Source organism: Streptomyces sp. NPDC001002 (assembly GCF_053599215.1).
Genome location: NZ_JBSFLV010000002.1, coordinates 103766 through 128557, shown reverse-complemented (window position 1 = coordinate 128557; position 24792 = coordinate 103766). Strand labels below are relative to the sequence as shown.

Genomic DNA, 24792 nt, shown 5'->3' with positions numbered 1-24792 from the left:
CCGGTCGAAGACGCCGTGCTGGTCCGTTGTCCGCGCCGACTTGGCGGTACCGTGTCGCGCACAACAGGCCCGCGCGCCGCATCGCGACGGGCCCGGACCGGGAGCGCCACACGCCATGAGCACGCAGGACCGTCTGACCCACATCGACGACGCGGGTGCCGCCCGCATGGTCGACGTCTCCGGGAAGGACGTGACCGCCCGGACCGCCCGCGCCAGCGGGCGCGTCCTCGTCTCGCCGCGCGTGATCGAGCTGCTGCGCGGTGAGGGCGTTCCCAAGGGCGACGCGCTGGCCACCGCGCGGATCGCGGGGATCATGGGCGCCAAGCGCACGCCGGACCTCATCCCGCTGTGCCACCCGTTGTCGGTGTCGGGTGTGAAACTGGATCTGTCGGTCGCGGACGACGCCGTGGAGATCGTGGCCACCGTGAAGACCACGGACCGCACGGGCGTCGAGATGGAGGCGCTCACCGCGGTCTCCGTCGCCGCGCTCACCGTGATCGACATGGTCAAGGCGGTCGACAAGGGAGCGGTCATCACGGACGTGCGCGTGGAGGAGAAGACGGGCGGCAAGTCGGGCGACTGGAGCCGGTCATGACCCTCGACGCGCCCATAGGCGGTGCCCTCCCCGCGCCCTACAGCGCGCTCGTCGTCACGGCCTCGAACCGGGCCGCGGCCGGGGTCTACGAGGACAGGGGCGGTCCGCTGATCGCCGAGGGTCTCAAGGGCTTCGGCTTCACCGTGGACGGGCCGCAGATCGTGCCCGACGGCGACCCCGTGGAAGCCGCGCTGCGGGCGGGCGTCGAGGCCGGTTTCGACGTGATCGTCACCACCGGCGGCACCGGCGTCTCGCCCACCGACCGCACGCCGGAGGCGACCCGCCGGGTGATCGACTACGAGGTGCCGGGCATCGCCGAGGCCGTCCGGGCGTTCGGACGGGAGAAGGTGCCGACCTCGGCGCTCTCCCGGGGGCTGGCCGGAGTCGCGGGGGGCACGCTCATCGTCAACCTGCCGGGTTCCACCGGCGGGGTGAAGGACGGTCTCGCCGTCCTGGAACCCCTGCTGGTGCACGCCGTCGACCAGATCCGGGGCGGCGACCACCAAAGACCCGGCGCCACCAGTGGGGGTGCGAGCTGAACAGCCCATCCTGGCCCGCCGTGCTGGCGGACGGCGACATCGTCCTGAGGCCGATAAAACTGCGTGACCAGCGCGCCTGGCGCGAGGTCAACCGGCGCAACCGGGACTGGCTGCGCCCCTGGGAGGCGACGATTCCGCCGCCCACGCCCAGCGGGCCGATCGCCCACCGGCCGACCTACCGGCAGATGGTCCGGCATCTTCGGTCCGAGGCGAACTCGGGCCGGATGCTGCCCTTCGTCATCGAGTACCAGGGGCGCCTGGTCGGGCAGTTGACGGTCGCCGGGATCACCTGGGGCTCGATGTGCTCGGGCCATGTCGGCTACTGGGTGGACGAGTCGGTGGCCGGGCGCGGTGTGATGCCGACGTCCGTGGCACTCGTCGTGGACCACTGTTTCCGCACGGTCGGTCTGCACCGCATCGAGGTCTGCATTCGCCCCGAGAACGGGCCCAGCCGCCGCGTGGTGGAGAAACTCGGATTCCGTGAGGAGGGGCTCAGGCCGCGTTATCTCCACATCGACGGAGCCTGGCGCGACCATCTCGTCTTCGCGCTCACGGCGGAAGAGGTCCCCGACGGGTTGCTGAGCCGCTGGCAGCGGGCACGCTCTCAGCGGACCTCGCACGACACTTCTCCGGGGAATTGAATAGGTGTTCGAAATTGATCGCCCAGTGACCGACTCAAAGCATTAATTTCGCGCCCGTCGCGGGCTGCTGATCGCATCGGTCACAAAAAAAGTTCGAAATATCAGCCAGATCGTGCGACACACCGGCTCAATTGGCAGATGGCCTCACGCAAACCCCTCTACCGTGTGAGGCGTGAGCAGCAGCGGCCTCATCTACGCAGTCATTGTCGGGGCCTGGGCCGCCTACTTGGTGCCGATGTGGCTCCGTAGGCAGGACGAGCTGAACGAGGCCCGTCCGACGGAACGCTTCAGCACAGCCATCCGGTTGCTGTCCGGACGGGCGGGCATGGAGCGCCGGTACGCCAAGGACCTGCGCGCGCGCTCCACCGAAGAGGGGGAGCACAGCGCCGACGCTCCGGACGTCGTCACCGACTCGGTGGACGTCCGGGCCTTCGCCATGCCTCCGGCCCGCGCCCAGGTGCGCGCGGACGTGAAAGCACCGGCGGCAGGCACCGGGTCGGGGGCAGGTACCGGGTCGGCACAGGCGCCGAGTACCAAGCCCGCCCGTACGACCAGTCCCGCGTCCACTCCCACATCCGGTTCCGCACCGGCGCGCGCGTCCCACTCCGCTCCGGCGCCCGAATCCGGCTCCGCGCCGGCGCGCAAGCGCGTCCCGGTCGCCCGGCGTTCGCCCGCGGCCGAGGCGGCCGCCGCGCGCGCCCGGCGTACGAAGGTGCTCGCGCGCCGTCGGCGTACCACCGTGATGCTGTTCCTCGCGTTCACGATGGGCACGGTCGTCGCGGCGGTCGGCGGACTGGCGTTCCTGTGGGCGCCGGGTGTGCCCGCGATACTGCTGAGCGGCTACATCGTGTACCTGCGCTCCCAGGAGCAGCGCCGGTTCACCTACCAGATGGACCGGCGCCGGGCCGAGGCCGCCGCGCAGCGACTGCGGGAGCGGCAGCGTCAGCCGCGCCGGCGGGCCACCGCCGAGGCCGAGGCCGAGTCGCCGGAGGGTGCGCCAGAGCAGGAACTGGACCCGGGCCTGTCCGCACTCGCCGCCGACCGTCGCGCCCTCGTCGAGCAGACCGACCACGCCGAGTGGGTCGACCAGCAGCGCGAGCGCCAGCGGCGTCCCGGACACGGCGACAGCTGGGACCCGGTCCCGGTGCCGCTGCCGACGTACGTGACCGCGCCAGTAGCTCCGCGAGCCACCTCGGACGTGGACCTGGGGGCGCCGGACGCGTGGAGCTCGGCACGGTCGAGCTCGGTCGCGCGGGACCAGGAGGCGGAGGCCGGCACCGAGCCCGGCGCGGACGCGCACATGGATCCCGCCGACGACCAGGCGGAGTCGGAGACAGAGACGGACGGCGAGGGCCGCAGCGACGCCCGCCGGGCCGCGTCCGCGAGGCGCGCGCGGGAGCGGGGGCGTACGCCGCTGTTCGATCAGTACGAGGACGGGGAGCGCCCCCGGGCCGCCAACGAATAGGCGACCCGGGGGCGCTCGCCCTCTCCGTCTGCCCCCGCCCCCACCTGTGGCGGGGCCGCCTGCCGGGGCCCGGGAACGGATTTCCAAGCACGCGGACCGGGATGCTAGAGTTTCACTCGTTGCAAGGGCCTGTGGCGCAGTCTGGTAGCGCACCTCGTTCGCATCGAGGGGGTCTGGGGTTCAAATCCCCACAGGTCCACCGCAACAACTGGTCAGGGAAACCTGGGGCAGTTGATGAGATCCCGTCCGATCGGAAGATCGGGCGGGATCTTTGTTGTGCTGACCTGTTGTCAGGCAGCGGCACCGGTGCGCGTCCCTGCGGCTCGGCTGCGCAAGGCGAGAGCCGTTGGGATCAGGGCCGCGACGACGGCTATCGCCGCGCAGGACGCCGTGGTCAGAGCCAGGGCGGGCCAGGGGAGTCGGGGCAGGGTCCATACCGACTGGTGGGCCAGGGCCGTCCACATTCCGAGCAGGTTCAGGGTGGCGGTCAGGAGGCCCAGGGACGCGCCCAGTGTCACCGTCGTCAGTGACTCCGCCGTGATCAGGCGTAGGAGCTGGGTTCTTGTCGCGCCCGCTAGGCGGAGGGTTTCCAGGTCGTGCAGTCGGTCGGAGGTGGCCATGAGCAGGGTGTTGGCTAGGGAGATGGCGGTGTAGAGGAGGGCGAGGCCTAGGACCAGGAGGAAGCCGAGGCGGGTTGTGCGGTCCGTTCCGGTGGCCAGACCCCCCGAGGGGGAGGGGGGTGTGCGTCGTAGCCAGTCCGCTCGGGTCAGGACTTCCACCCCCGTGCCGCTCACCGCCCTCCGCAACCCCGCCGCCACCTCGCTCGCACTCCCGCCCTCCCGTACCTTCACCTCGACCCGGTCGACGGGGGCGTGTGGGGCGTTGGCCGGGGTCACGTATGCGCCGTTGTCGCCCGTGCCGGTCGGCATCACTGCCGCGATGCGCAGGGATTTCCGGGTGCCGTCGGCCAGCCAGACGGTTACGCGTTGGCCCAGGGTGTGGCTGGCCCATTCCTTGTTCACGATGATCGAGTCGTCGTCCAGGTCGATGACTCGGCCGGCGGTCAGGGGTAGGTGCGCGGTTGTGGCGAGGAGGGGTGGGGCTGCCGCGCGTGCTTGTGACTTGATCAGGGTTGTTCCGTCCTCCAGGACGTAGACGGCGGTTGTCGCAGTGGGGGAGACGATCGCGTCGGGGATTGTGCGCAGGTGGTGCAGGGTCGTTGGGGTGAAGGCGGTTCCGGGTGGTGGGGTGAGGATGAAGTCCGCCGTGGTGCGGTCGCCTGCCTCTGTCGCCCGCGCGCCCTCCAGCGTCGCCGTGGCGCCCAGCAGGGAACCGGTCAGGGCCACCGTGACCAGGACGGGGGCCGCGACGGCGGCGGTACGGCGGACACCGGCAGCGGTGTTCTCGCGCACCAGCATGCCGACGGCGCCGGGCAGCCGGACGACCAGGCGGACCAGGGGGCGCACCACCGCAGGTGACAGCAGCGCAACCGCCGTGATCAGCAGCATCGGGCGGCTGACGTACGTCTTGCGGTGCAGCAGGTCACCCGGGTCGGTCAGCAGGGCGAACGCCTGCAGGGCGACGGCCGTGAACAGCAGGGTCGTACCGGACAGGAGGCGGCCCGGGGCGAGGGGATTGGTGTCCACCGACGCTTCTCGCAGCGCGTCCGTCGGGCTGGTTCGGCCCGCCCGGTGCGAGGCGGCCAGGACTCCGCACAGCGATACCAGTACGCCGGTCCAGAAGGCCAGGTGGTACGGCCAGGTGTGGTCGCCGATCGCGAACCATGCCGGTGCGAGGCCGCCGTCGACCACCTGGGACGCCAGCAGCGGAGCGGCGTACGCCCCCAGCGCGCAGCCCGTCGCCGAGGCCGCGACGCCGATCAGCAGTGCCTCCGCGCAGACCGTCCGGCGGAGTTGGGCCGGGGTCGCGCCGGCCAGGCGCAGCAGCCCGAACTCCCGGCGGCGCTGGGCGACCGCGAAGGCGAAGGTGGACGCCACGACGAACACCGATACGAAGCCGGTGACCCCGCTGGCCGTGCCGAACAGGGCGTTGAGGGCCGTGAGGGCCTCGGCGTCACGGTCGGGGTCGGGGTCTGCGAGCCGTCGGTCGTTGCCGGTGAGCACGCTCGCGCCGGCGCCTGCCTCGCCCACACTGTTCACCTCGCCCGCGCCGGCGCCTGCCTCGCCCACACCCTTCACCCCGCCCGCGCCGTTCACCACCCGCCGTACTGCCCCCGCGTCTGCGTCCACCACGAGTTGCGTACTCACCGGCGACAGGCGCGCTGCCCGGGTGTCCGTGTAGAACAGGGCGTTTTCGAAGGGGACTGCGCCTACCGCCCCAACCGTGCCGACCACCCCAACCGTGCCGACCACGCGGACCCGCCCGTAAGCGGTCCGCAGGCACCGGCCCGTCTCCGTCCAACTCCCCGTCGCCACCACCTCGTCGACGGTGCGGGGCGCGCGGCCCGTGGTGAGTTCGTACGGGGCGTAGGCCGCCGTCGACCATGGGTGGCCGACGAGGTCGCGGGGGCCGTCCTCGGTGGGTACGGCGAAGGAGCGGTCCTCGGTGATCCTGCCCAGGTGGCGCAGGGCGGCGATCGTCCGGGCGGGGACCGGGCGGGGGTGGGCGAGTTGCTCGGTACGGACGCCGTTCGGGGTCGGGACGCGGAGGGTGTCCTGTCCCTTCACCACCACCTCGGCCGCCGTGAACCGTTCCGGCCGGCGCTCGGGGGCGTCCAGGGAAGCGGCGAGGGACTGGCCCATGACGGCGATCAGCGCGACGCCGAGCGTGAGCGCGACGAAGCTGCCGACGAAGGTGACCCAACGCGTGCGCAGGGTCTGGACGGCGACCGTCAGCACGGGACGGCCTCCAGTGTCGTCATGCGGGCGGCGATGTCGGCCGCGGGGGCGCCGGACAGTTCGCCGTGCACGCGGCCGTCCACCAGGAACAGCACCCGGTCTGCGTACGACGCGGCGATCGGGTCGTGGGTGACCATCACGATCGTGCGTTCCTCCGTGTCGACCATGGTGCGGAGGAGGGCGAGTACGTCCCTGCCGGTCCGCGAGTCGAGGGCGCCGGTCGGTTCGTCGGCGAACAGGACCTCGGGGCGGGTGATCAGGGCGCGGGCCAGGGCGACGCGTTGCTGCTGGCCGCCGGAGAGTTCGCCGGGGCGGTGCCGGGCGCGGTCCGTGAGGCCGACGCGGGACAGAGCCGCCCGTACCTCCGACCTCGGTACGCGGCGGCCGGCCAGGCGCAGCGGGAGGGCCACGTTCTGTTCCGCCGTCAGGGACGGGAGGAGGTTGAAGGCCTGGAAGACGAAGCCGACGCGTTCGCGGCGCAGGAGGGTGAGGCGGCGCTCGGTGAGTGTCGTCAACTCCGTCCCGCCGATCCGGACCGAGCCCGAGGTGGGGCGATCCAGGCCAGCTGCGCACTGCAACAGCGTGGACTTGCCCGAGCCGGACGGGCCCATCACGGCGGTGAAGGTGCCCTGCCGGAAGGCGAGTGATACGTCGTCCAGGGCGGCGACTTGGCTGTCGCCCGCCCCGAACGTCCGCCTCACACCTCGTAGTTCGATCGCGTCGGACCGCATCTGACCTTCTTCCCGTACGTCCCTCGTCGGCTGCCGGGATCAGCGAACCGTGGGACGGGCGGGTCAATCAGTGCGGCAGGGACGAGACTTGAGGTAGGGCCAGGCATACCCCCGGCCTCGCCCAGGACGGATGGCCCGGCGCGCCCGTCGCTCCTACCGTGATCCTCATGACTGTGTGGCGGGCGCTCCGGAGGCGCGGATACCTGTGGTCGGCATGGCCGTGGCGGGCGTTGGCGTACCTGGGCAGCGGGGTGCTGTTCGGGACGGTCGTCCTCGTGGTGATCGCCTGTGGGGCCGTGCTCGGGGGCGCCCTCGCCGTCGTACTCGTCGGGCTGCCGTTGCTCGGGCTGACCGTGCTGGCCGGGATTCCCGTGGCCGCGGTGGAACGGTGGCGGCTGCGGCTGGTCGGGGTCCGGGCGGAACCCGCCGGGCGGCATCTGGTGCCGGAGCGGGCGGGGTTGGGGGCGTGGCTGTCGACGCGGTTGCGGGAGGCGGCGACCTGGCGGGAGTTGGCGTACGCCGTGCTGGTCGGGGTGGTGCTGTGGCCGCTCGACGCGCTGGTCGTCGCCCTCGCGGTGGGTGTGCCGGGGCAGTTGGTGGCCGCGCCCGTGCTGGTCGGGGTGCAGGGCGAGGCGAAGGTGGTGAAGGTGTGGGCCGTCGACACGCTGCCCGGCGCGTTCGCGGTCGCCGGGCTGGGGGTGGTGCTGATCGCGACAGGGGCGTACGCGCTGGGGGTGTTCGCGGGAGCCCGCGCCGAACTCGCCCGCGCCATGATCGCGCCCCCGGTCCGTGCGGAGGACAGTGTGCGGGTCACCGAACTCGTGCGCTCCCGTGTGCGGTTGGTGGACGCCTTCGAGGCGGAGCGCCGACGGATCGAGCGCGACCTGCGCGACGGCGCTCAACAGCGGCTCGTCGCCCTCACCATGACGCTCGGCCTTGCCCGACTCGACGCCCCACCAGGACCGTTCGCCGAGCAGCTCGCCAAGGCGCACGAGGAGGCCGGGCAAGTGCTGGCCGAACTGCGGGAGTTGATCCACGGCATCCACCCCAAGGTGCTCACCGACTACGGTCTTGAGGCCGCCGTCGCCGACGCGGCCGACCGCAGTCCGGTCCCGGTCGATCTCTCCCTCGATCTCCAACTCGGCTTGGACGGGCGGCGATTGCCCGGGTCGGTCGAGTCCGCCGCGTACTTCGTCGTCTGCGAGGCGCTCGCGAATGTCGCCCGGCACAGCGGGGCGAGCCGGGCCGAGGTCGGTGGGGAGTACGCGGGCGGGCGGTTGGTGCTGCGGATCGGGGACGACGGGTGCGGGGGTGCGCGGGCCGGGGCCGGTAGCGGGCTGACCGGGCTCGCCGATCGGGTGTCGGTGCTCGATGGCAGACTCACCCTGTCCAGCCCGCCGGGCGGACCGACCCTGCTGCGAGTGGAGATCCCTTGCCGGCCGACCGACCGCTCCGGGTAGTCCTCGCCGAGGACAGCGTGCTGCTGCGGGACGGACTGACCGGGCTGCTCAGCCGCTTCGGGCACGAGGTCGTCGCGGCCGTCGGCGACGCGGACGCGCTGCTCGCGGCGGTGGCCGCGCAGGGTCCGGACGGGCCGGACGTGGTCGTGACGGACGTACGCATGCCGCCCGGTTTTCAGGACGAGGGGCTGCACGCGGCGCTCCAACTGCGCTCGGAGCGGCCGGGGTTGCCGGTGCTGGTGCTCAGTCAGTACGTGCAACGGGCTTACGCGGCCGAGCTGTTGGACTCCGGGGACGGGACCGGGGTCGGCTATCTGCTCAAGGACCGGGTGGGGCAGGTGGAGCGGTTCGTGGACGCGCTGTGCGATGTCGCGGACGGCGGCACGGTCGTCGACCCCGAGGTGGTACGGCAGTTGCTGCGCCGGCGCCGTGATCCGCTGGCGCGGCTGACCGCGCGGGAGCGGGAGGTGCTGGCGCTGATCGCGGAGGGGAAGTCGAACGGGGCGATCGCGCGGGCGCTGGTGGTGTCGGAGGCGGCCGTCGGCAAACACATCGGCAGCATCCTCACCAAGCTGGACCTGCCACCGGCGGACGACGTGCACCGGCGGGTGCTGGCGGTGCTGGCGTATCTCAGGGCGTGAACACCCTTACGGGTTAAGGGGTTTGGCGAAGCACCGGCTGTCCTCGTGGAACCGGTAGTAGCCGAACTTCTCGCACGGCTCGTACCCGCTCGACGTGTACAGGGCGATCGCCTCCGGCTGCTTGGTCCCCGTCTCCAGGACCATCCGCCGCCGCCCCGCCGCTCGCGCGTCCTCCTCCAGCGCGGCCAGGATGCGCCGGGCGAGCCCCAACCCCCGCGCCCGCTCGACCACGTACATCCGCTTGAGCTCGGCATCGCCGTCGAGGTTGCCCTCGCCGTTGGCGTCCTTGGCGCGCCAGCCGCCGGTGGCGATCGGGCTGTCGTCCTCGTCGTACGCGATGAGGTACACGCCGTTCGGCGGCTCGAAGTGCGTCGGGTCCATGACGGTGGCGTCGCCGCCGTCGCCGTAACGGACGTGGTACTCGGCCTGGACCTGGTCGTTCAGCTTCACGGCGTCGGGGTGGTCGAAGGGGACCCGGCGTATATTCATGTCGAAGATCGTACACCTATGCACAGAGTGGGGCGTCGGACTGTCTCCAGTGTGCCGGTATCGTTCCCGCGTGCTCACTGTGACGACCGCCAATGTGAACGGATTGCGTGCCGCCGCGAAGAAGGGCTTCGTGGAGTGGCTCGCCGGGACCTCCGCCGATGTGCTCTGCCTGCAGGAGGTGCGCGCCGAGCCGGAGCAGTTGCCGGAGCACGTCCGCACGCCCGACGGCTGGCACGTCGTGCACGCGCCGGCCGCCGCGAAGGGCCGCGCCGGCGTCTCCCTCTACACCCGCCGCGAGCCGGACCGCGTCCAGGTCGGGTTCGGGTCGGCGGAGTTCGACACGAGCGGGCGCTACGTCGAGGCGGACCTGCCCGGTGTCACGGTCGCCTCGCTCTACCTCCCGTCCGGCGAGGTCGGCACCGACCGCCAGGACGAGAAGGTCCGCTTCATGGGCGAGTTCCTCGCCTACCTCAAGGAACTCCGCGAACGCGCCGCCGCCGACGGCCGCGAGGTCGTCGTCTGCGGCGACTGGAACATCGCCCACCAGCCCGCCGACCTCAAGAACTGGCGCGCCAACCAGAAAAGCTCCGGCTTCCTCCCGGAGGAGCGCGCCTGGCTGACCCAGGTCTTCGACGCGACGGACGGCGGGTACGTCGACGTCGTGCGCGCCCTGCATCCGGAGGTGGAGGGGCCGTATTCGTGGTGGTCGTACCGGGGGCGGGCGTTCGACAACGACACGGGATGGCGCATCGACTACCAGGTCTCCACGCCCGGCCTCGCCGCCAAGGCGGTCAAGGGGCTCGTCGAGCGCGCGGCCACGCACCCCGAGCGCTGGTCGGACCACGCGCCGGTGACGGTCGTGTACGACCATTAGTCCTCGCGGCTCTCGCCGGCCCCCGGTTCTAGTCCCGCTTCCGCAACCGCCTGTCCAGCGCCAATGACAGCTCCGCCTCCACCACGCTTCGGGCCAGTGGGCGTAGGCGTTGGAGGTTTTCTTCCGGGCCGTGGCGTAGGACCAGGGTGGCGAACATCTCGGCGAGGACGTCGACGTGTTCGCGGACCTGTTTGCCCGCCGCCAGGACCTCGGCCAGCGGGATGCCCTCGCGGACCAGGTCGGAGGAGACGTCCAGGAGGCGGCGGCTGATGTGGACGATCTCGTCGCCGTCGGTGCCCAGGTAGCCGAGTTCCATGGCGGCGGCGAGGTTCTCGGTGGTGACCTCGCCCTCGAAGCGGGCGGCGAGTTCCTCGGGGGTGAGGCGGACCGGCTCCTCCTCGGTGGGGCCGCCGACGCCGAGGAGGTCGGCGACGTCCCGTCCGTGGTCGAGGGCGTCGGCCAGTTCCGCGATGCCGTTGAGGGTGTGGCCGCGTTCCAGCATCGCCGAGATCGTGCGCAGGCGGGACAGGTGGTGGTCGTCGTACCAGGCGATGCGGCCCTCGCGGCGGGGTGGCCCGATCAGTTTGCGTTCGCGGTAGAAGCGCAGGGTGCGCACGGTGATGCCGGCCTTCGCGGCCAGCTCCTCCATGCGGTACTCGGTTCGTCGTCCCTCGGCCGCTGTCACGTCGTGAGCCTATGTCGTACCGGCGGTAACTTTCCTTCCGCCGACCCCTACCCATGAGTACGGAGCTGCTCTACGCTCCGATTACGCCAGTGTTCACTGGCAGAGTCGCGCAGGGAAGGGCATCGGCATGGCCGAACACGAACATGTGCGGGTGGTGGTCGTCGGGTCCGGGTTCGGGGGACTCGGGGCCGCCGTGCGGCTGCGGCGCGAGGGCATCACCGACTTCGTCGTGCTGGAACGGGCCGGCGGCGTCGGCGGCACCTGGCGGGACAACAGCTATCCGGGGTGCGCCTGCGACGTGCCCTCCCACCTGTACTCCTTCTCCTTCGCCCCGTATCCCGACTGGCCGCGCGCCTTCTCCGGGCAGGAGCACATCCGGAAGTATCTGGAGCACGTCACCGACGTCTTCCACCTGCGGCCCCACCTCCGCTTCAACTCCGAGGTGAAGAAGATGACCTGGGACGCGGGGCGGTTGTGCTGGGACATCGAGACCAGTTCCGGGGTCTTGTCCGCCGACGTCGTCGTGTCCGCCACCGGGCCCCTGTCCGATCCCAAGACGCCCGACATCCCGGGGCTCGACTCCTTCCCCGGCGAGGTCTTCCACTCCGCCCGCTGGAACCACGACTACGACCTGCGCGGCAAGCGCGTCGCCGTCATCGGCACCGGCGCCTCCGCCATCCAGATCGTGCCGGCCATCCAGCCGCGGGTCGGCCGGCTCACCCTCTTCCAGCGCACCCCGCCCTGGGTCATGCCCCGCGCCGACCGCGCCATCAGCGGCGCCGAACGGGCGCTGCACCGCGCGCTGCCCTTCACCACCCGGGCCCGTCGCGGACTGCTGTGGGGGATAAGGGAGTTGCAGGTCCAGGCCTTCACCAAGCACCCCGAAGAGCTGGGCTTCGTCGAGCAGTTGGCGAAACGGAACATGGCCCGCGCGATCAAGGACCCGGCCCTGCGCGCCCGGCTCACCCCCGACTACCGCATCGGCTGCAAGCGGATCCTGCTGAGCAACACCTACTATCCGGCGCTCGCCCAGCCCAACGTCGACGTCGTCAGCAGCGGGTTGAGCGAGGTGCGCGGCTCCACCCTCGTCGCCGCCGACGGCACCGAGACCGAGGTCGACGCGATCGTCTTCGGTACGGGTTTCCACGTCACCGACATGCCGATCGCCGACCGCGTGGTGGGCGCCGAGGGCAAGACCCTCGCCGAGGCGTGGACGGGTGGAATGGAGGCCCTGCGGGGCGCCTCCGCGGCCGGGTTCCCGAACTGGATGACCATCATCGGGCCCAACACCGGGCTCGGGAACTCCTCGATGATCCTGATGATCGAGTCCCAGCTGAACTACATGGCGGACTATCTGCGGCAGTTGGACGTCCTCGGCGGCCGCGCGGCCCTCGACGCCCGGCCCGGCGCCGTGCACGCCTGGAACCGGCGCGTGCAGGAGAGGATGGAGCGGACCGTGTGGAACACCGGCGGCTGCACCAGCTGGTACCTCGACGCGAACGGCCGCAACACCACCGTCTGGCCCGGTACGACGACCGAGTTCCGGCGGGCCACGCGCCGGGTGGATCTGGGGGAGTACGTCGTCGTACGGCCGTCGGCCGAACCTGCCCGGAGTGCCCCCGCCGAGAAGGCCGGCTCCGCCAAGAGGGGCGCCAAGAAGAGCGTCGACAAGGGCGCCGACAAGGGCCCCAGGAAAGAGGTTTCCGCGTGAGCCGTCTGACGCACGTCACCGCCGGTCCCTACGCCCCGCCCGCTCCCGCCCGCGAGGTGACCGCCGTCTCCGCCGACGGCTCCCGGCTCCATGTCGAGATCCACGGGCCCGAGGACGCCCCGGCCGTCGTCCTCGCACACGGCTGGACCTGCTCAACCGCCTTCTGGGCGGCCCAGATCCGCGACCTCGAGGTCGATCACCGCGTCATCGCCTACGACCAACGCGGCCACGGACGCAGCCCGGCGAGCCGCTCCTGCGGTACGGACGCCCTCGCCGACGACCTCGAAGCGGTACTGAAGGCGACCCTCGCGCCGGGCCAACAGGCCGTGATCGTCGGTCACTCCATGGGCGGCATGACGGTGATGGCGGCGGCCGCCCGGCCCGCGTTCCGTGAGCACGCCGTCGCCGTCCTGCTGTGCAGCACCGGTGCCTCGCGGCTGGTCGCCGAGTCGACCGTGCTGCCGATCCGGGCGGGGCGGACGCGGACCTGGCTGACCAAGAAGATCCTCGGCGCGCGGGGACCGCTCGGGCCGGTCACGCCCGTCTCCCGCGCGCTTCTCAAGTACGCGACGATGGGCCCCGGTTCGGCGCCGCACATGGTGGAAGCCGTCGCGCGGATCGTGCTCGCGTGTCCGCCCAAGGCGCGGTACGCCTGGTCGCAGGTGCTGGATCTGCTCGAACTCGACCACGGCGTACGGGAGATCGGCGTACCGACCGCCGTGCTGTGCGGGACGGCCGACCGGCTGACCCCGCCGGTGCACACGCGGGCGCTGGTCGCCGCGCTGCCGAACTGCGTGGGCAGCACGGAGCTGGCGGGGCTCGGGCACATGGTGCCCATCGAGGCGCCGGAGTCGGTGAGCGGGCGGATCCGGGAGCTGGTGACCACGTACGCGACGGCCGGTCCGGCTGCCGCAGCCGATAGGCCCGCTACGCCCGACACGGCCACTAAGGAGAGCGCATGAGCAAGGTCGGTCTCGAAGGACAGGTCGCCGTCGTCACCGGAGCGGCGCGGGGCGTCGGGGAGTTGCTCGCCCGGAAGCTGTCCGCGCGCGGGGTGAAGGTGGCGTTGGTCGGGCTCGAACCGGACGTCCTCAAGCAGGTCTCCGAGCGGCTGCACAGCGACAGCGACCACTGGTTCGCCGACGTCACGGACCATGAGGCGATGGCCCGGGTGGCGCGGGAGGTGAAGGAGCGGTTCGGGAAGATCGACATCGTGGTCGCCAACGCCGGTGTGGCGACGGGCGGTCCGTTCGTCGACTCCGATCCGGACGCCTGGCGGCGGGTGATCGAGGTGAACCTGATCGGGTCGGCGGTGACGGCCCGCGCGTTCCTGCCCCAACTGATGGAGAGCCGGGGCTACTTGCTCCAGATCGCCTCCCTCGCGGCCATGACTCCGGCGCCGATGATGACCGCGTACTGCGCCTCCAAGTCCGGTGTGGAGGCGTACGCGCACAGCCTGCGGGCCGAGGTCGGGTACAAGGGCGTGCGGGTCGGGGTGGGGTATCTGTCCTGGACCGACACGGACATGGTGCGCGGGGCGGACCAGGACGAGGTGATGCGGGAGCTGCGGCAGCGGTTGCCGTGGCCGGCCAACAAGACGTATCCACTGGGGCCCGCGGTCGACCGGATCGTCGCGGGGATCGAGCGGCGGTCCAGTCATGTGTACGGGCAGTGGTGGCTGCGGGGGATGCAGGGGGTGCGTGGGTATCTGCCGGGGGTCATCGGGTCGGTGGGCCAGCGGGAGATGAAGCGGTTCGGGTCACGGTTGGACGGCATGCGGAGCGGGCTCGTCGGTGCAGGTGGGACGGCCGATGAAGAGGCTCGTGCTACGCACCGTGACTGATCGAAATGCGAGGGTTGTCCTGGCGTGTGAATCTGGTCGAGGCGCGGCCGTTGCACTTGGCTTCAGCAGCTGAGCATGGGGTGCCCTGTGTGTTGGGGCGCCCCATGTTTGCGTTGCTGTGAATGGTGCGTTGTCGGGTGCGGGCCCGGGGGGGGCTGGTCGCGCAGTTCCCCGCGCCCCTGAAAGACAAAGACAAAAGCAGGGCGTTGGCGCCCGCCTCACTCACTCTCGCGGCGGCAATTTTGGCCTCGACCTGTCCGGTACCGCTGAATAGTCCGGCGGTGTTGCCGGCGGCCTCGTCTCCAGCAGGTCGACGGCCAGTCGGATCGCGTCGTCGAGTTGGACGTGGCGGCCCTCCGCCCAGTCCAGGGGTGTGCGGAGGACCTCCAGGTCCGGGGTGACGCCGTGGTTCTCCACGCTCCAGCCGTACGCGTCGAACCAGGCCGCGTTCATCGGGACCGTGATGATCGTGCCGTCGCCCAGGCGGTGGCGGCCGGTCATGCCGACGACTCCGCCCCAGGTGCGCTGGCCGACGACCGGGCCCAGCTTGAGCAGCTTGAACGCGGCCGTGATCATGTCGCCGTCGGAGGACGTCGCTTCGTCGGCGAGGGCAACTACCGGGCCCCGGGGGGCGTTTCCCGCGTACGACACCGGCTGGGCGTTGCGCGTGAGGTCCCAGCCGAGGATCACGCGCGTGAGCTTCTCGACCACCAGCTCGCTGATGTGGCCGCCCGCGTTGCCGCGCACGTCGACCAGGAGCGCCGGGCGTGACACCTCCATCCGCAGGTCGCGGTTGAACTGGGCCCAGCCCGAGCCGCCCATGTCGGGGATGTGCAGGTAGCCGCAGCGGCCGCCGCTCAACTCCCGTACCACCGCCCGGCGTTTGGCCACCCAGTCCTGGTAGCGCAGGGGGCGTTCGTCGAGGAGGGGGACGACGGCGACCCGGCGGGCGCGGCCGGCCTCGCCCTCCGCCGGGGTGAAGGTCAGCTCCACCGTGGTGCCGCCCGCACCCGCCAAGAGGGGGTAGGGGCCGGTGAGTCGGTCCACCGGGCGGCCGTCCACGTGGGTGAGGACCGCGCCCTCGCGGATGCCGGTGCCGGCCAGCGGGGAGCGGGCCTTGGAGTCGGAGGAGTCGCCGGGGAGGATGCGGTGGACGGCCCAACCCTCGTCCCTGCGCGCGAAGTTGGCGCCGAGCAGGCCCTGGCGGCGCTGGTAGTGGGGCGGGCCCTCGTTGCGGCGGGCGGGGGTGACGTAGGCGTGGGAGGTGCCCAGTTCGCCGAGGACCTCGCGCAGCAGGTCGGCGAACTCGTCGGGGGAGGCGACCCGTTCGAGCAGCGGACGGTACTGGTCGAGGACCGCGTCCCAGTCGATGCCGCACATCCCGGGGTCCCAGAAGTAGGCGCGGATCAGGCGGCCGGCCTCCTCGTAGGACTGGCGCCACTCGGCGGGCGGGTCGACCTCGTGCAGGATGCGGCGCAGGTCGATCCAGACCGTGCTGTCGACGTCGCCGGACTCGGTGGAAGGGACGGCCCGCAGCTCGTCCTCGTCGACCACGACCAGCCGGGTGCCGTCGCCGCTGAGGGCGAACCAGTCGAGGTGGTCGACCAGTTCGGACTTCTTGGCCTTGCTGATGTTGAAGTACTCCAGGGTCGGCCGCCCGCTGGTGTCGTCCGGGTTGGCGAAGGTCTCGCCGAGCGCGCCCGAGATCGGCCAGCGCAGCCAGACCAGGCCGCCGCCCGCGACCGGGTACAGCGCCGAGTACTTGGAGGCGGTGACCGGGAACGGGGTGACCCGGCTCTCCAGGCCCTCCACCTCGACGGTCACCGCGCCGTCCGCGCCCTCGTCCTCCACCGGGTCCAGGCCACCGGCGGCCGGCCGGCCCTCGGGGCTCAGGGCGAAGGGGGAGGGCGTGGCGGAGGAGAGGGGGACCAGGTAGGGGCGGCAGCCGAGCGGGAAGGAGAGGTCGCCGGTGTGGACGTCGTAGACCGGGTCGAAGCCGCGCCAGGAGAGGAACGCGAGATAGCGGCCGTCCCTGGTGAAGACCGGGTTCTCGTCCTCGAAGCGGCCGTTCGTGACGTCCACGATCAGTCGTTCGCCCGTGCCGAGTCCCGCGATGCGGGCCATCTTGATCTGGCGCAGCGAGCGGCCGATGCCGGGGTGCGACCAGGTCAGCCAGGATCCGTCGGGGGAGAAGGCGAGGTCGCGGACCGGCCCGTTGATGGACCGGATCAGCTCCGTCACCTCACCGTTGGAGTCCTCGGTGGCGTCGATGAGCAGCAGGCGGCCGTCGTGGGAGGCGATCGCGAGCCGTTCGCCCTTGGCGTCCGACACCAGTTCCAGGACCCGGCCCAGTTCGCCCGAGGCCAGCCGGCGTGGCGCGCGGTCGCCGCTGGCGCGGGGCAGATAGGCGATCTCGACCGCGTCCTCGCCCTCGGCGTCGGTGACGTAGGCGACCTGGCCGAGCGAGCCGAGCATCTCCGGGAGCCGGGCCCGTACGCCCGGGGTGTCGGTGATCGTGCGCGCGGGGCCGTCGCGGTGGGTCAGCCAGTACAGGCTGCCGCGGACGACGACGGCGCTCGCGCGGCCCGTCTCGTCGACCGAGAGACCGTCGACGTGCTGGGCGGCCGGGACCTGGTACGTGCGCCGGCCCGCGCGCGGGCCGCTGAGCCGTACCTCCAGGCGGCGCGGCTCGGAGCCGGCGGCGAGGTCGTCGACGATCCACAGGTCGCCCGCGCACTGGTACACCACCCGGGTGCCGTCGCTCGCCGCGTGCCGGGCGTAGAAGGCGTCGTGGTCGGTGTGCCGGCGCAGGTCGGAGCCGTCGTGGGCGCAGGAGTAGAGGTTGCCGACGCCCTCGTGGTCGGAGAGGAAGGCGATCCGGCCGCCGACGAACATGGGGGAGTCGAGGTGGCCGCCGAGGTCGGCGAGGAGCCGTTCGCCGTGCAGCCAGAGGCGGCCGGTGGCGCCGCCCCGGTAGCGCTTCCAGGCGGCCGGTTCATGGGGCGGGGTGCCGGTCAGGAGCAGGGTCCGGCGCTCGCCGTCGAGGTCGGCGACCTGGATGTCGGAGACCGGGCCCCAGGGCAGCTTGCGCCCCGGATCGCCGTCGGTGGCGACCTTGTAGGCCCAGGTGAAGTACGAGAAGGGCTCGCCGTGCGAGGCGACCGCGAGGATCGTGCCGCCCGGGTCCCAGCCGCAGACCTGGGTGTCGGCCGACCCCCAGTAGGTGAGCTGCCGCCCGGGCCCGCCGTCCACCGGCACGACGTGGATCTCGGGCACCAGACTGCGCCAGCTCGTGTACGCGATCTGCCCGCCGTCGGGCGAGAAGCGGGGGTGCCCGGTCTTCGTCCGGTCGACGGTCAGCCGCCAGGCACGCTCCCGGCCGTCGAGCGGGGAGAGCCAGAGGTCGTCCTCGGCCACGAAGCACAACAGATCACCGCTGAGATGAGGCAGGCGCAGATAGCTCACCTCCCCATGCTTTTCCGGGGGATGGGTACCAGCAACTCGTGAACCGGCTCGAACTTTCACAGCCTGTGTGACGAGTCCTTCTTACGGAATCCTCACACACGTGACCCAGCGCACGTACGAAACGGTTTCGTTTCGCTCGGCTTCGGGGTATCTTCATGGTTGTACGAACGAGTAAGCACGCGGAGTGAGAAGGTGAGAGGCATGACCGAGGTTGTCGCAACGGCGCGTCGCAGTCGGATCACGCCCGAGCGTGAGGCCGAGCTCTACGAGGCCGTGCTCGACCTGCTCCGTGAGGTCGGTTACGACGCCCTGACCATGGACGCCGTCGCCGCCCGCACCCGTTCCAGCAAGGCCACGCTCTACCGCCAGTGGGGCGGCAAGGCCGAGCTGGTGGTACGAGCCATCAAGCACACCAAGCCGGATCACGGCGAGGGCATCGACACCGGTTCCCTCCGTGAGGACCTGCACGCCTCCATCAGGGTCGACGACGACTGCACCCTCGAGAAGAACTCGTCGCTGATGCGGGGCGTCGCCATGGCGATGCACAACAACCCGGATCTGCGCCGTGCCTTCCGGGCGCAGCTGGTCGAGCCGGAGATGACCGGCTTCAACCTGATGATCCGGCGTGCCATCGACCGGGGCGAGGTCCGCGAGGACTGCCCCGCGCTGGAGTTCGTGGTGCACATGATGGTCGGCGGGTTCGCGACCCGGGCGCTGCTCGAAGACCAGCCGCCCACCCAGGACTTCCTCGTCTCGTACATCGACGCCGTGGTCCTCCCCGCCCTCGGTGTACCCACCAGCTGATCCCTGGCCCACCCGTCAGCTGACCCCTCCCCGTATCCCCCTGCGCCACCTCACCACCTGACGTCACCGCTCAAGTCGTCGGGACGATCACCCCTGCCTCCCTGCCGGGTTGATCACCCCTGCCCTGCACCTCACACGACCTGACCGGGAGACCGCCCTCGTGGCCACGATCCTCTACAAACTCGGCCGGTTCGCCTTCAGGCGACGGCACTTCGTCGCCCTGTTCTGGGTGGCACTGCTGACCCTCGTCGGAGTGGGCGCGGCCAGCGCCCCGACCCCCGGAACGACCTCCTTCTCCGTCCCGGGCACGGAGGCCCAGAAGGCCTTCGACCTGCTGGAGGCGCGCTTCCCCGGCACCAGTGCCGACGGCGCCACCGCACGTGTCGTCTTCAAGGCGCCGGCCGGTGAGAAGATCTCCGACTCCGCCAACAAGGCCATCGTGACCAAGGCGGTCGACGACCTGGCCGACGGCTCCGAGGTCACCTCCGTCGCCGACCCGTTCAAGTCGAACGCGGTCAGCAAGAACGGCACGATCGCCTACGCGTCGGTGAGCTACAAGGTCTCCGGCATGGAGCTCAAGGACTCCTCCCGGGACGCCCTGGAGGACACCGCCAAGCAGGCGCAGGACGCCGGGCTGACCGTCGAGGTCGGCGGTGACGCCCTCCAGACCACGCCCGAGACCGGGTCCACCGAGATCATCGGCATCGCGGTCGCGGCCGTCGTCCTGGTCATCACCTTCGGCTCGCTGATAGCGGCCGGACTGCCGCTGCTGACCGCCCTCATCGGCGTGGGCATCGGTGTCGCGGCGATCACCGGCCTGGCCAGCACGCTGGACCTCGGCTCCACCACCTCCACCCTGGCGATGATGATCGGCCTCGCGGTCGGCATCGACTACGCCCTGTTCGTCGTCTCCCGCTATCGAGCGGAACTCGCCGACGGCCGAGATCGCGAGGAAGCGGCAGGGCGAGCGGTCGGCACGGCCGGCTCCGCGGTGGTCTTCGCGGGTCTTACGGTGGTCATCGCGCTGGTCGGCCTGTCGGTGGTCAACATCCCGATGCTGACGAAGATGGGCGTGGCAGCCGCCGGTACGGTCGCGATCGCGGTCTTCATCGCCCTGACCATGATCCCGGCGCTGCTGGGCTACGCGGGCCGCAAGATCAAGCCGGCCGGCCAGAAGAGCAGGTTCCTGGGCGGGGCCCGCGCGGCCAAGAAGGCCGACAAGCCCAACATGGGCACGCGCTGGGCGAGCTTCGTCGTACGCCGTCCGATCGCCGTGCTGCTGCTCGGCGTGGTCGGCCTGGGCGCCGCGGCCATCCCCGCGAGCTCCCTCGACTCGCACTTCCCCGAGAGCCGCGAGATCTGGTCCTACGGCTCCGGCTACGGCGGCAACGCGCTGCTGGGCAAGAAGTGCTACGCCCTGCGCATCGCCTCCGTCATGGCGCGCGACGAGGGCTGGCTCGCCGAGCACATGCTGATCCTCAAACTCACGCCCCCGCAGGGCGAGTCGAAGTACGTCGCCGCAGCCTTCCCGAGCGCCTGCGGCAAGACCAACCTCGCCATGCTGGAGCCCACCATCTCCGGCTGGACCGTCGAGACCATCGGTGACGACATCGCCTGGATGCGGTTCGGCGAGGACGGCCGGCTCTACGCGATCAACCCCGAGGCCGGCTTCTTCGGCGTCGCGCCCGGCACCGGTGAGCACACCAACGCCAACGCGATGAAGACCCTGTGGGGCAACTCGGTCTTCACCAACGTCGCGTTGACCGACGACAACGACATCTGGTGGGAGGGCATGACGGAGGAGACCCCGGCCCACCTCACCGACTGGAAGGGCAACTCCTGGACACCGGAGTCCGAGACGCCCGCCGCCCACCCCAACGCCCGCTTCACCACCCCCGCCGCGCAGTGCCCGATCATCGCGCCCGAGTGGGAGAACCCCAAGGGCGTGCCGATCTCGGCGATCCTCTTCGGCGGCCGGCGCGCCACCGCCGTACCGCTGGTCACCGAGTCCTTCGACTGGAACCACGGCGTCTTCCTCGGCGCCAACGTGGCCTCCGAGAAGACCGCCGCCGCCGAGGGCAAGGTCGGCGAGCTGCGCCGCGACCCCTTCGCCATGCTGCCGTTCTGCGGCTACAACATGGGCGACTACATGGGCCACTGGGTCGATGTGGCCAAGGGCCGCGACCAGTCGAAGCTGCCGAAGATCTACTACGTCAACTGGTTCCGCAAGAACGACGCGGGCAAGTTCGTCTGGCCCGGCTTCGGTGAGAACAGCCGCGTCCTGAAGTGGATCGTGGACCGCCTCGACGGCCGCGCCGAGGGCGTCGAGACCCCGATCGGCGTGCTGCCGGCCAAGGGCGCCCTCGACACCAAGGGCCTCGAACTGGCCGAGTCCGACCTGGAGTTCCTGCTCACGGTCGACAAGGAGATCTGGCGCGAGGAGGCCGCGCTGGTGCCGGACCACCTCAACACCTTCGGCGAGCACACACCGAAGGAACTGTGGGACGAGTACCGCGCGCTGGTGGAGCGCCTGGGCTAGCCCCCGAGACCGGCGAGGTCCCGCACAACGGCGTGCGGGACTGTGGGCCCGTCGTCACCGTTCGCGTCCGCCCCGACGGGAACGGGGGCGGCGGGCCCTCGCCCTTGTCGTGAAACCGACGGCTTCCACTTCTCGCATCACCTCTGTGCGCACCCGGATTTCGCGGGACACTCGGGACATCCTGCAACGAACCCCGAAATGAGGTGAGCGGGGTGCGCACACCGGTCAGCGATCCCCTGAAGGTGGGGCCCTACCGGATCGTCGGGCGGCTCGGGTCCGGCGGCATGGGATGGGTGTATCTCGGCCGTTCGCCGGCCGGGCGTGAGGTGGCGGTGAAGGTGGTGCGCCAGGAACTGGCCGCCGAGCCCGAGTTCCGGGAGCGCTTCGCCCGCGAGGTCGCCGCCGCCCGGGTGGTCAGCGGCGCGTACACGGCGGCCGTGATCGACGCCGACACGGAGGCCGAACTGCCCTGGCTGGCCACGATGTACGTGGCGGGCCCCTCGCTCACCGAGGCCGTCCGCACCGACGGCCCGCTGCCCGAGGCGCAGGTCCGCAAGCTCGGCGCCTTCCTGGTCGAGGCGTTGCAGGCCGTGCACGCGGCGGGAGTCGTGCACCGCGACCTCAAGCCGTCCAACGTGCTGCTGGCCGCCGACGGCCCCCGTGTCATCGACTTCGGCATCTCCCGCGTCGACGGCGCCCCCGGCCTCACCCAGGCCGGACTCATCGTCGGCACCCCGCCGTTCATGTCCCCCGAGCAGATGAAGGGCGCGCGGGTCGGCCCGCCCAGTGACGTCTTCTCTCTCGGCGGAGTCCTGGTGTACGCCCTCACCGGCCGTCCGCCGCACGGCATCGGCGAGTCCGTGCGCTACCAGGTCGTCTGCGGCGAACCCGAACTCGACGCCGTACCCCCGGGCATCCGCCCGCTGATCGCCCGCTGCCTGGCCAAGAAGCCCGAGGACCGGCCCCCGCTCGACGTGCTGCTGACCGAACTCCTCGCGGAGACCGCGCAGTCGCCGTCCTGGCCGCCGCCCAAGGTGAGACGGACGATCGAGCTGCGGGTCAGCGAGCTGGCGGCCCGCCGCTCCTCCGGTACGAGCGTGTCCGTGCCGTCCTGTCTGCTGCTGCACGCCCAGGCCCTGCTGGACGCAGGCCTGACCGACGCGATGGTTTCCCGGGCGGTGAACCGTGGCTCCCTCTGAGTCCTTTCCCGCCCCGGTCCTCGAAATCGGCACGCACTGGCGGCAGTTGGTGCAGAAGTGGGGTGCGGGGCGGAACTACCACGCCCTTACGGACACCGACTCCGTGTCCCTGCGCTTCGATCTGGAGGAGACCGGCCGCACGCTCACGGTCCGCTTCATGACCACCAAACGGCTGCTGGTCGCCTTCGTCACCGACGGCCAGTACCTGCGCCACGATCAACTCGCCCTCGCCGCGGCCGCGTCGAACGCGTGGAACACGGAACAGCTCAATCCGATGCTCTCCGTCTGGGACGTCCGGGGACCTCGGCCGTGTCTCGCGGGGGTGTGCGACCTCCCGCTGATCTGCCGGGTCACACAGTCGGATTTCGATGCTCTGGCCAGTGATTGGGTGGAACGGGCGCGGCAGATGTTCATCCGCTGCCACCAGGTGTTCCAGTTGTAGAAGTGGCCGGTGTGAGGGGGCACAACCCCTTTCGGACGCGGGCCTGTTGGCTCCACTATGGGCGGGGGTCTTTTCGGGCCACGGGGGTGCCCATGGGGCGATCGTTGCGTTTCACCATCTTTCTGGGAATTCTCCTCGTCCTGACGGCGGTCGCTCCGGCGGCCGGGGCGGACGAGGAGTGCGGTGGGGACTTCTCGGCCAGGCTGAAGTGCTGGACGGGTCGGCTGGACGACGGCAACGTCACGGTCACCCTCAACCGCTCGCTGGCGCTCGACGGTTCCAGGTCGGACCGCGAGGACGCCATCGACAACGCCGATGGAAACGAACACGACCTGGCGGTCCAGGTACCGGCCGGCGTCACCACCGGCGAAGGCGGCACTGTCCTGCTCCTGCTGGCCGACAGCAGGATCGTCGACCCGGACGCCAAGATCACCAAGTTGTCGGAGCGGACACACAAGGACCTCGTGGACAACGGCGTCTGCACCGAGGCCGGCAACAAGACCCTGTGCGACCAGGTCGCCAAGGACGACGTGTCGGGCAACGACCTGACCGGGACGAACATCGAGAAGCGCGTCGGCTACGTCTACGACCCCGCCGACGACGGCCGACCCCCCTGGCTGCTCCCCGCCGTCGCCACCGTCCTCGTCCTCCTCCTCGGCGCCTTCTTCCTCCTCGTCCGCCGCACCCGAACTCCCGCCCCCGCCACGGCCGGTCAGGCCTCGCGCACCGCCGACGCCGACGAGCCCACCCGTGCCCTGCGCGCCACCCCCGCCCGTTCCGGTGGCCGACATCGGGCCCGCGACGGTGGCCGTGGTGGCCCGACAAGGTCCGCCGTCGTCCGTACCGATCTGCATCCGCAGGGATACGTCGAGGTCGACCGCGTCCTGTACCGGGCGGTGTGGGCGGAGCCCGGACAGGCGCCGCCCGCGCCCGGCGCGCCCGTCGACGTCACCGACGCCTCGGACAAGGACGCGGACGTCCTGCACGCCTTCCCGCCCGCCGCGGGGCGACCCGCCCGCTGACGTACCGGTTCCACCAGGAGAGGCCCATGTCCAGCGAATACCCGCCCACCCTGCCGGCGGAGTACGCCGACATCGAGTTCGAGAACAACGCCCAGCGGCTGCCGCTGGTGCTGTGCCTCGACACGTCCAGCTCGATGGCGGGCCCCCCGATCCAGACGCTCAACGACGCGCTCGTGGAGTGGACCCGCGAACTCCACGACGACGTGGCGCTCAGCTACTCCGTCGAGGTCGCGCTGGTCACCTTCGGCGGACAGGGCGTCGCCGCCTGGCGCGGCCCGCAGCCGCTGCCGCCGGGGACGCCGGTGAGCCCGTTCGTGCCCGCCCACACCTTCCGGCCGCCCCGACTGGCGGCCGCCGGCGTGACGTTGATGACCGAGGCGCTGGAGCTGTCGATGCACGTGGTCGCGGCCCGCAAGGCGGAACTGCGCGCTTCCGGGCTCCAGTACTACCGCCCGCAGATCTGCCTGGTCACCGACGGACTGCCCACCGACGGCACCGGCCGCCGCACCGACTCCTGGCAACGCCTTGTCCCCGTCCTCGCCGAGGAGCAGCGCGCCCGCCGCTTCCGGCTCTACGCGATCGGCGTCGGCGGGATCACCGACATCGGCGAACAGGTGCTGCGCGCCTTCGCGCCGACGTTCAACGCCCGTATCCAGGGCTTCCCGTTCCGCGAACTGCTCCAGATGATGTCCGCGAGCGCGAACGCCGAGCAGAAGGGCGCGGGCGACGAGGTCTTCGAGAAGATCTTCAGCCAGTTCAAGACCCAGCGCCCGGCCTGGGAGAGCTAGG

General features: G+C 71.2%; 21 protein-coding genes and 1 tRNA gene. 17 read left to right on the top strand and 5 right to left on the bottom strand.

From position 1 onward, the window contains the following. Nucleotides 1–115: 115 nt before the first annotated feature. The 5 genes from moaC (at nucleotide 116) to ACWDR3_RS01940 (ending at nucleotide 3439) form a co-directional block, all read left to right on the top strand. The gene (moaC, locus tag ACWDR3_RS01960; protein WP_351734092.1) at nucleotides 116–595 is read left to right on the top strand and encodes a cyclic pyranopterin monophosphate synthase MoaC; all 480 of its coding nucleotides are present in this window, start codon (nucleotides 116–118) and stop codon (nucleotides 593–595) included. Continuing rightward, nucleotides 592–1134, top strand: a complete 543-nt coding sequence (locus tag ACWDR3_RS01955) for a MogA/MoaB family molybdenum cofactor biosynthesis protein (RefSeq protein ID WP_450349976.1) — start codon at nucleotides 592–594, stop codon at nucleotides 1132–1134. The genes moaC and ACWDR3_RS01955 overlap by 4 nt, the downstream gene beginning before the upstream one ends. Nucleotides 1135–1154: 20 nt before the next feature. Continuing rightward, nucleotides 1155–1775: a GNAT family N-acetyltransferase gene (locus ACWDR3_RS01950; RefSeq protein ID WP_450349975.1), complete on the top strand. Its 621-nt coding sequence runs from the start codon at nucleotides 1155–1157 to the stop codon at nucleotides 1773–1775. Between the two features lie 172 nt (nucleotides 1776–1947). Continuing rightward, nucleotides 1948–3240 carry a divisome protein SepX/GlpR gene (gene sepX / locus ACWDR3_RS01945; RefSeq protein ID WP_450349974.1) on the top strand — a complete coding sequence of 431 codons (1293 nt, stop codon included), beginning with the start codon at nucleotides 1948–1950 and terminating at the stop codon, nucleotides 3238–3240. Nucleotides 3241–3365: 125 nt separating this feature from the next. Beyond that, nucleotides 3366–3439: transfer RNA gene (locus ACWDR3_RS01940), tRNA-Ala, on the top strand. Between the two features lie 91 nt (nucleotides 3440–3530). Here the strand turns inward: ACWDR3_RS01940 and ACWDR3_RS01935 are convergent. Both ACWDR3_RS01935 and ACWDR3_RS01930 read right to left on the bottom strand, forming a co-directional pair. After that, nucleotides 3531–6098, bottom strand: a complete 2568-nt coding sequence (locus ACWDR3_RS01935; RefSeq protein WP_450349973.1) for an FtsX-like permease family protein — start codon at nucleotides 6096–6098, stop codon at nucleotides 3531–3533. Next, complete coding sequence (locus ACWDR3_RS01930; protein ID WP_450349971.1) at nucleotides 6092–6829, bottom strand: ABC transporter ATP-binding protein; 738 nt, start codon at nucleotides 6827–6829, stop codon at nucleotides 6092–6094. The genes ACWDR3_RS01935 and ACWDR3_RS01930 overlap by 7 nt, the downstream gene beginning before the upstream one ends. A 167-nt stretch (nucleotides 6830–6996) precedes the next feature. Between ACWDR3_RS01930 and ACWDR3_RS01925 the strand changes: the two genes are divergently transcribed. Together ACWDR3_RS01925 and ACWDR3_RS01920 are read left to right on the top strand one after the other, a co-directional pair. Further along, nucleotides 6997–8289 (top strand): sensor histidine kinase, encoded by a 1293-nt coding sequence (locus tag ACWDR3_RS01925; RefSeq protein WP_450349970.1) that lies wholly within the window; start codon nucleotides 6997–6999, stop codon nucleotides 8287–8289. Beyond that, the gene (locus tag ACWDR3_RS01920; protein WP_450349968.1) at nucleotides 8262–8930 is read left to right on the top strand and encodes a LuxR C-terminal-related transcriptional regulator; all 669 of its coding nucleotides are present in this window, start codon (nucleotides 8262–8264) and stop codon (nucleotides 8928–8930) included. The genes ACWDR3_RS01925 and ACWDR3_RS01920 overlap by 28 nt, the downstream gene beginning before the upstream one ends. 6 nt (nucleotides 8931–8936) lie before the next feature. On the opposite strand, the gene ACWDR3_RS01915 is transcribed toward ACWDR3_RS01920, so the two are convergent. Further along, nucleotides 8937–9419 (bottom strand): GNAT family N-acetyltransferase, encoded by a 483-nt coding sequence (locus ACWDR3_RS01915; RefSeq protein WP_450349966.1) that lies wholly within the window; start codon nucleotides 9417–9419, stop codon nucleotides 8937–8939. A gap of 70 nt (nucleotides 9420–9489) precedes the next feature. On the opposite strand from ACWDR3_RS01915, the gene ACWDR3_RS01910 reads away from it, so the two are divergent. After that, nucleotides 9490–10293 carry an exodeoxyribonuclease III gene (locus ACWDR3_RS01910; RefSeq protein WP_450349964.1) on the top strand — a complete coding sequence of 268 codons (804 nt, stop codon included), beginning with the start codon at nucleotides 9490–9492 and terminating at the stop codon, nucleotides 10291–10293. Between the two features lie 28 nt (nucleotides 10294–10321). On the opposite strand, the gene ACWDR3_RS01905 is transcribed toward ACWDR3_RS01910, so the two are convergent. Next, entirely contained in the window at nucleotides 10322–10942 is a 621-nt protein-coding gene (locus ACWDR3_RS01905; RefSeq protein WP_450350110.1) for a MerR family transcriptional regulator, read from the bottom strand. A gap of 163 nt (nucleotides 10943–11105) precedes the next feature. Between ACWDR3_RS01905 and ACWDR3_RS01900 the strand changes: the two genes are divergently transcribed. The 3 genes from ACWDR3_RS01900 to ACWDR3_RS01890 are packed head-to-tail and all read left to right on the top strand — an operon-like array spanning nucleotide 11106 to nucleotide 14532. Beyond that, on the top strand, nucleotides 11106–12689 hold the full coding sequence (locus tag ACWDR3_RS01900) for a flavin-containing monooxygenase (protein ID WP_450349963.1): 1584 nt from the start codon (nucleotides 11106–11108) through the stop codon (nucleotides 12687–12689). After that, nucleotides 12686–13651, top strand: coding sequence for an alpha/beta fold hydrolase (locus ACWDR3_RS01895; RefSeq protein WP_450349961.1), 966 nt, complete (start codon nucleotides 12686–12688; stop codon nucleotides 13649–13651). Before ACWDR3_RS01900 ends, ACWDR3_RS01895 begins: the two co-directional genes overlap by 4 nt. After that, complete coding sequence (locus tag ACWDR3_RS01890) at nucleotides 13648–14532, top strand: SDR family oxidoreductase (RefSeq protein WP_450349960.1); 885 nt, start codon at nucleotides 13648–13650, stop codon at nucleotides 14530–14532. The genes ACWDR3_RS01895 and ACWDR3_RS01890 overlap by 4 nt, the downstream gene beginning before the upstream one ends. Nucleotides 14533–14754: 222 nt before the next feature. Here the strand turns inward: ACWDR3_RS01890 and ACWDR3_RS01885 are convergent, their stop codons facing one another. Next, entirely contained in the window at nucleotides 14755–17997 is a 3243-nt protein-coding gene (locus tag ACWDR3_RS01885) for a S41 family peptidase (RefSeq protein ID WP_450349958.1), read from the bottom strand. Between the two features lie 201 nt (nucleotides 17998–18198). On the opposite strand from ACWDR3_RS01885, the gene ACWDR3_RS01880 reads away from it, so the two are divergent. The 6 genes from ACWDR3_RS01880 (at nucleotide 18199) to ACWDR3_RS01855 (ending at nucleotide 24791) form a co-directional block, all read left to right on the top strand. Next, nucleotides 18199–18801: a TetR/AcrR family transcriptional regulator gene (locus tag ACWDR3_RS01880; protein WP_401716526.1), complete on the top strand. Its 603-nt coding sequence runs from the start codon at nucleotides 18199–18201 to the stop codon at nucleotides 18799–18801. 160 nt (nucleotides 18802–18961) lie between these two features. Continuing rightward, nucleotides 18962–21340, top strand: coding sequence for a phosphoenolpyruvate carboxykinase (GTP) (locus ACWDR3_RS01875; RefSeq protein WP_450349957.1), 2379 nt, complete (start codon nucleotides 18962–18964; stop codon nucleotides 21338–21340). A gap of 212 nt (nucleotides 21341–21552) precedes the next feature. After that, a complete protein-coding gene (locus ACWDR3_RS01870; RefSeq protein ID WP_450349956.1) occupies nucleotides 21553–22539 on the top strand; it encodes a serine/threonine-protein kinase in 987 nt (328 codons plus the stop codon). Next, complete coding sequence (locus tag ACWDR3_RS01865; RefSeq protein ID WP_450349955.1) at nucleotides 22526–22981, top strand: hypothetical protein; 456 nt, start codon at nucleotides 22526–22528, stop codon at nucleotides 22979–22981. Before ACWDR3_RS01870 ends, ACWDR3_RS01865 begins: the two co-directional genes overlap by 14 nt. 104 nt (nucleotides 22982–23085) lie before the next feature. Next, nucleotides 23086–24003: a hypothetical protein gene (locus ACWDR3_RS01860; protein WP_450350114.1), complete on the top strand. Its 918-nt coding sequence runs from the start codon at nucleotides 23086–23088 to the stop codon at nucleotides 24001–24003. Nucleotides 24004–24029: 26 nt separating this feature from the next. After that, on the top strand, nucleotides 24030–24791 hold the full coding sequence (locus tag ACWDR3_RS01855; protein WP_280881018.1) for a vWA domain-containing protein: 762 nt from the start codon (nucleotides 24030–24032) through the stop codon (nucleotides 24789–24791). The last annotated feature ends 1 nt before the right edge of the window (nucleotide 24792 follow it).

What these genes read in the sequence shown, in the direction of transcription:
- moaC (WP_351734092.1), top strand. Translation starts at nt 116, where the DNA reads ATGAGCACGCAGGACCGTCTGACCCACATCGACGACGCGGGTGCCGCC.
- ACWDR3_RS01955 (WP_450349976.1), top strand. Translation starts at nt 592, where the DNA reads ATGACCCTCGACGCGCCCATAGGCGGTGCCCTCCCCGCGCCCTACAGC.
- ACWDR3_RS01930 (WP_450349971.1), bottom strand. Translation starts at nt 6,829, where the DNA reads ATGCGGTCCGACGCGATCGAACTACGAGGTGTGAGGCGGACGTTCGGG.
- ACWDR3_RS01925 (WP_450349970.1), top strand. Translation starts at nt 6,997, where the DNA reads ATGACTGTGTGGCGGGCGCTCCGGAGGCGCGGATACCTGTGGTCGGCA.
- ACWDR3_RS01915 (WP_450349966.1), bottom strand. Translation starts at nt 9,419, where the DNA reads ATGAATATACGCCGGGTCCCCTTCGACCACCCCGACGCCGTGAAGCTG.
- ACWDR3_RS01905 (WP_450350110.1), bottom strand. Translation starts at nt 10,942, where the DNA reads ATGGAGGAGCTGGCCGCGAAGGCCGGCATCACCGTGCGCACCCTGCGC.
- ACWDR3_RS01900 (WP_450349963.1), top strand. Translation starts at nt 11,106, where the DNA reads ATGGCCGAACACGAACATGTGCGGGTGGTGGTCGTCGGGTCCGGGTTC.
- ACWDR3_RS01890 (WP_450349960.1), top strand. Translation starts at nt 13,648, where the DNA reads ATGAGCAAGGTCGGTCTCGAAGGACAGGTCGCCGTCGTCACCGGAGCG.
- ACWDR3_RS01880 (WP_401716526.1), top strand. Translation starts at nt 18,199, where the DNA reads ATGACCGAGGTTGTCGCAACGGCGCGTCGCAGTCGGATCACGCCCGAG.
- ACWDR3_RS01855 (WP_280881018.1), top strand. Translation starts at nt 24,030, where the DNA reads ATGTCCAGCGAATACCCGCCCACCCTGCCGGCGGAGTACGCCGACATC.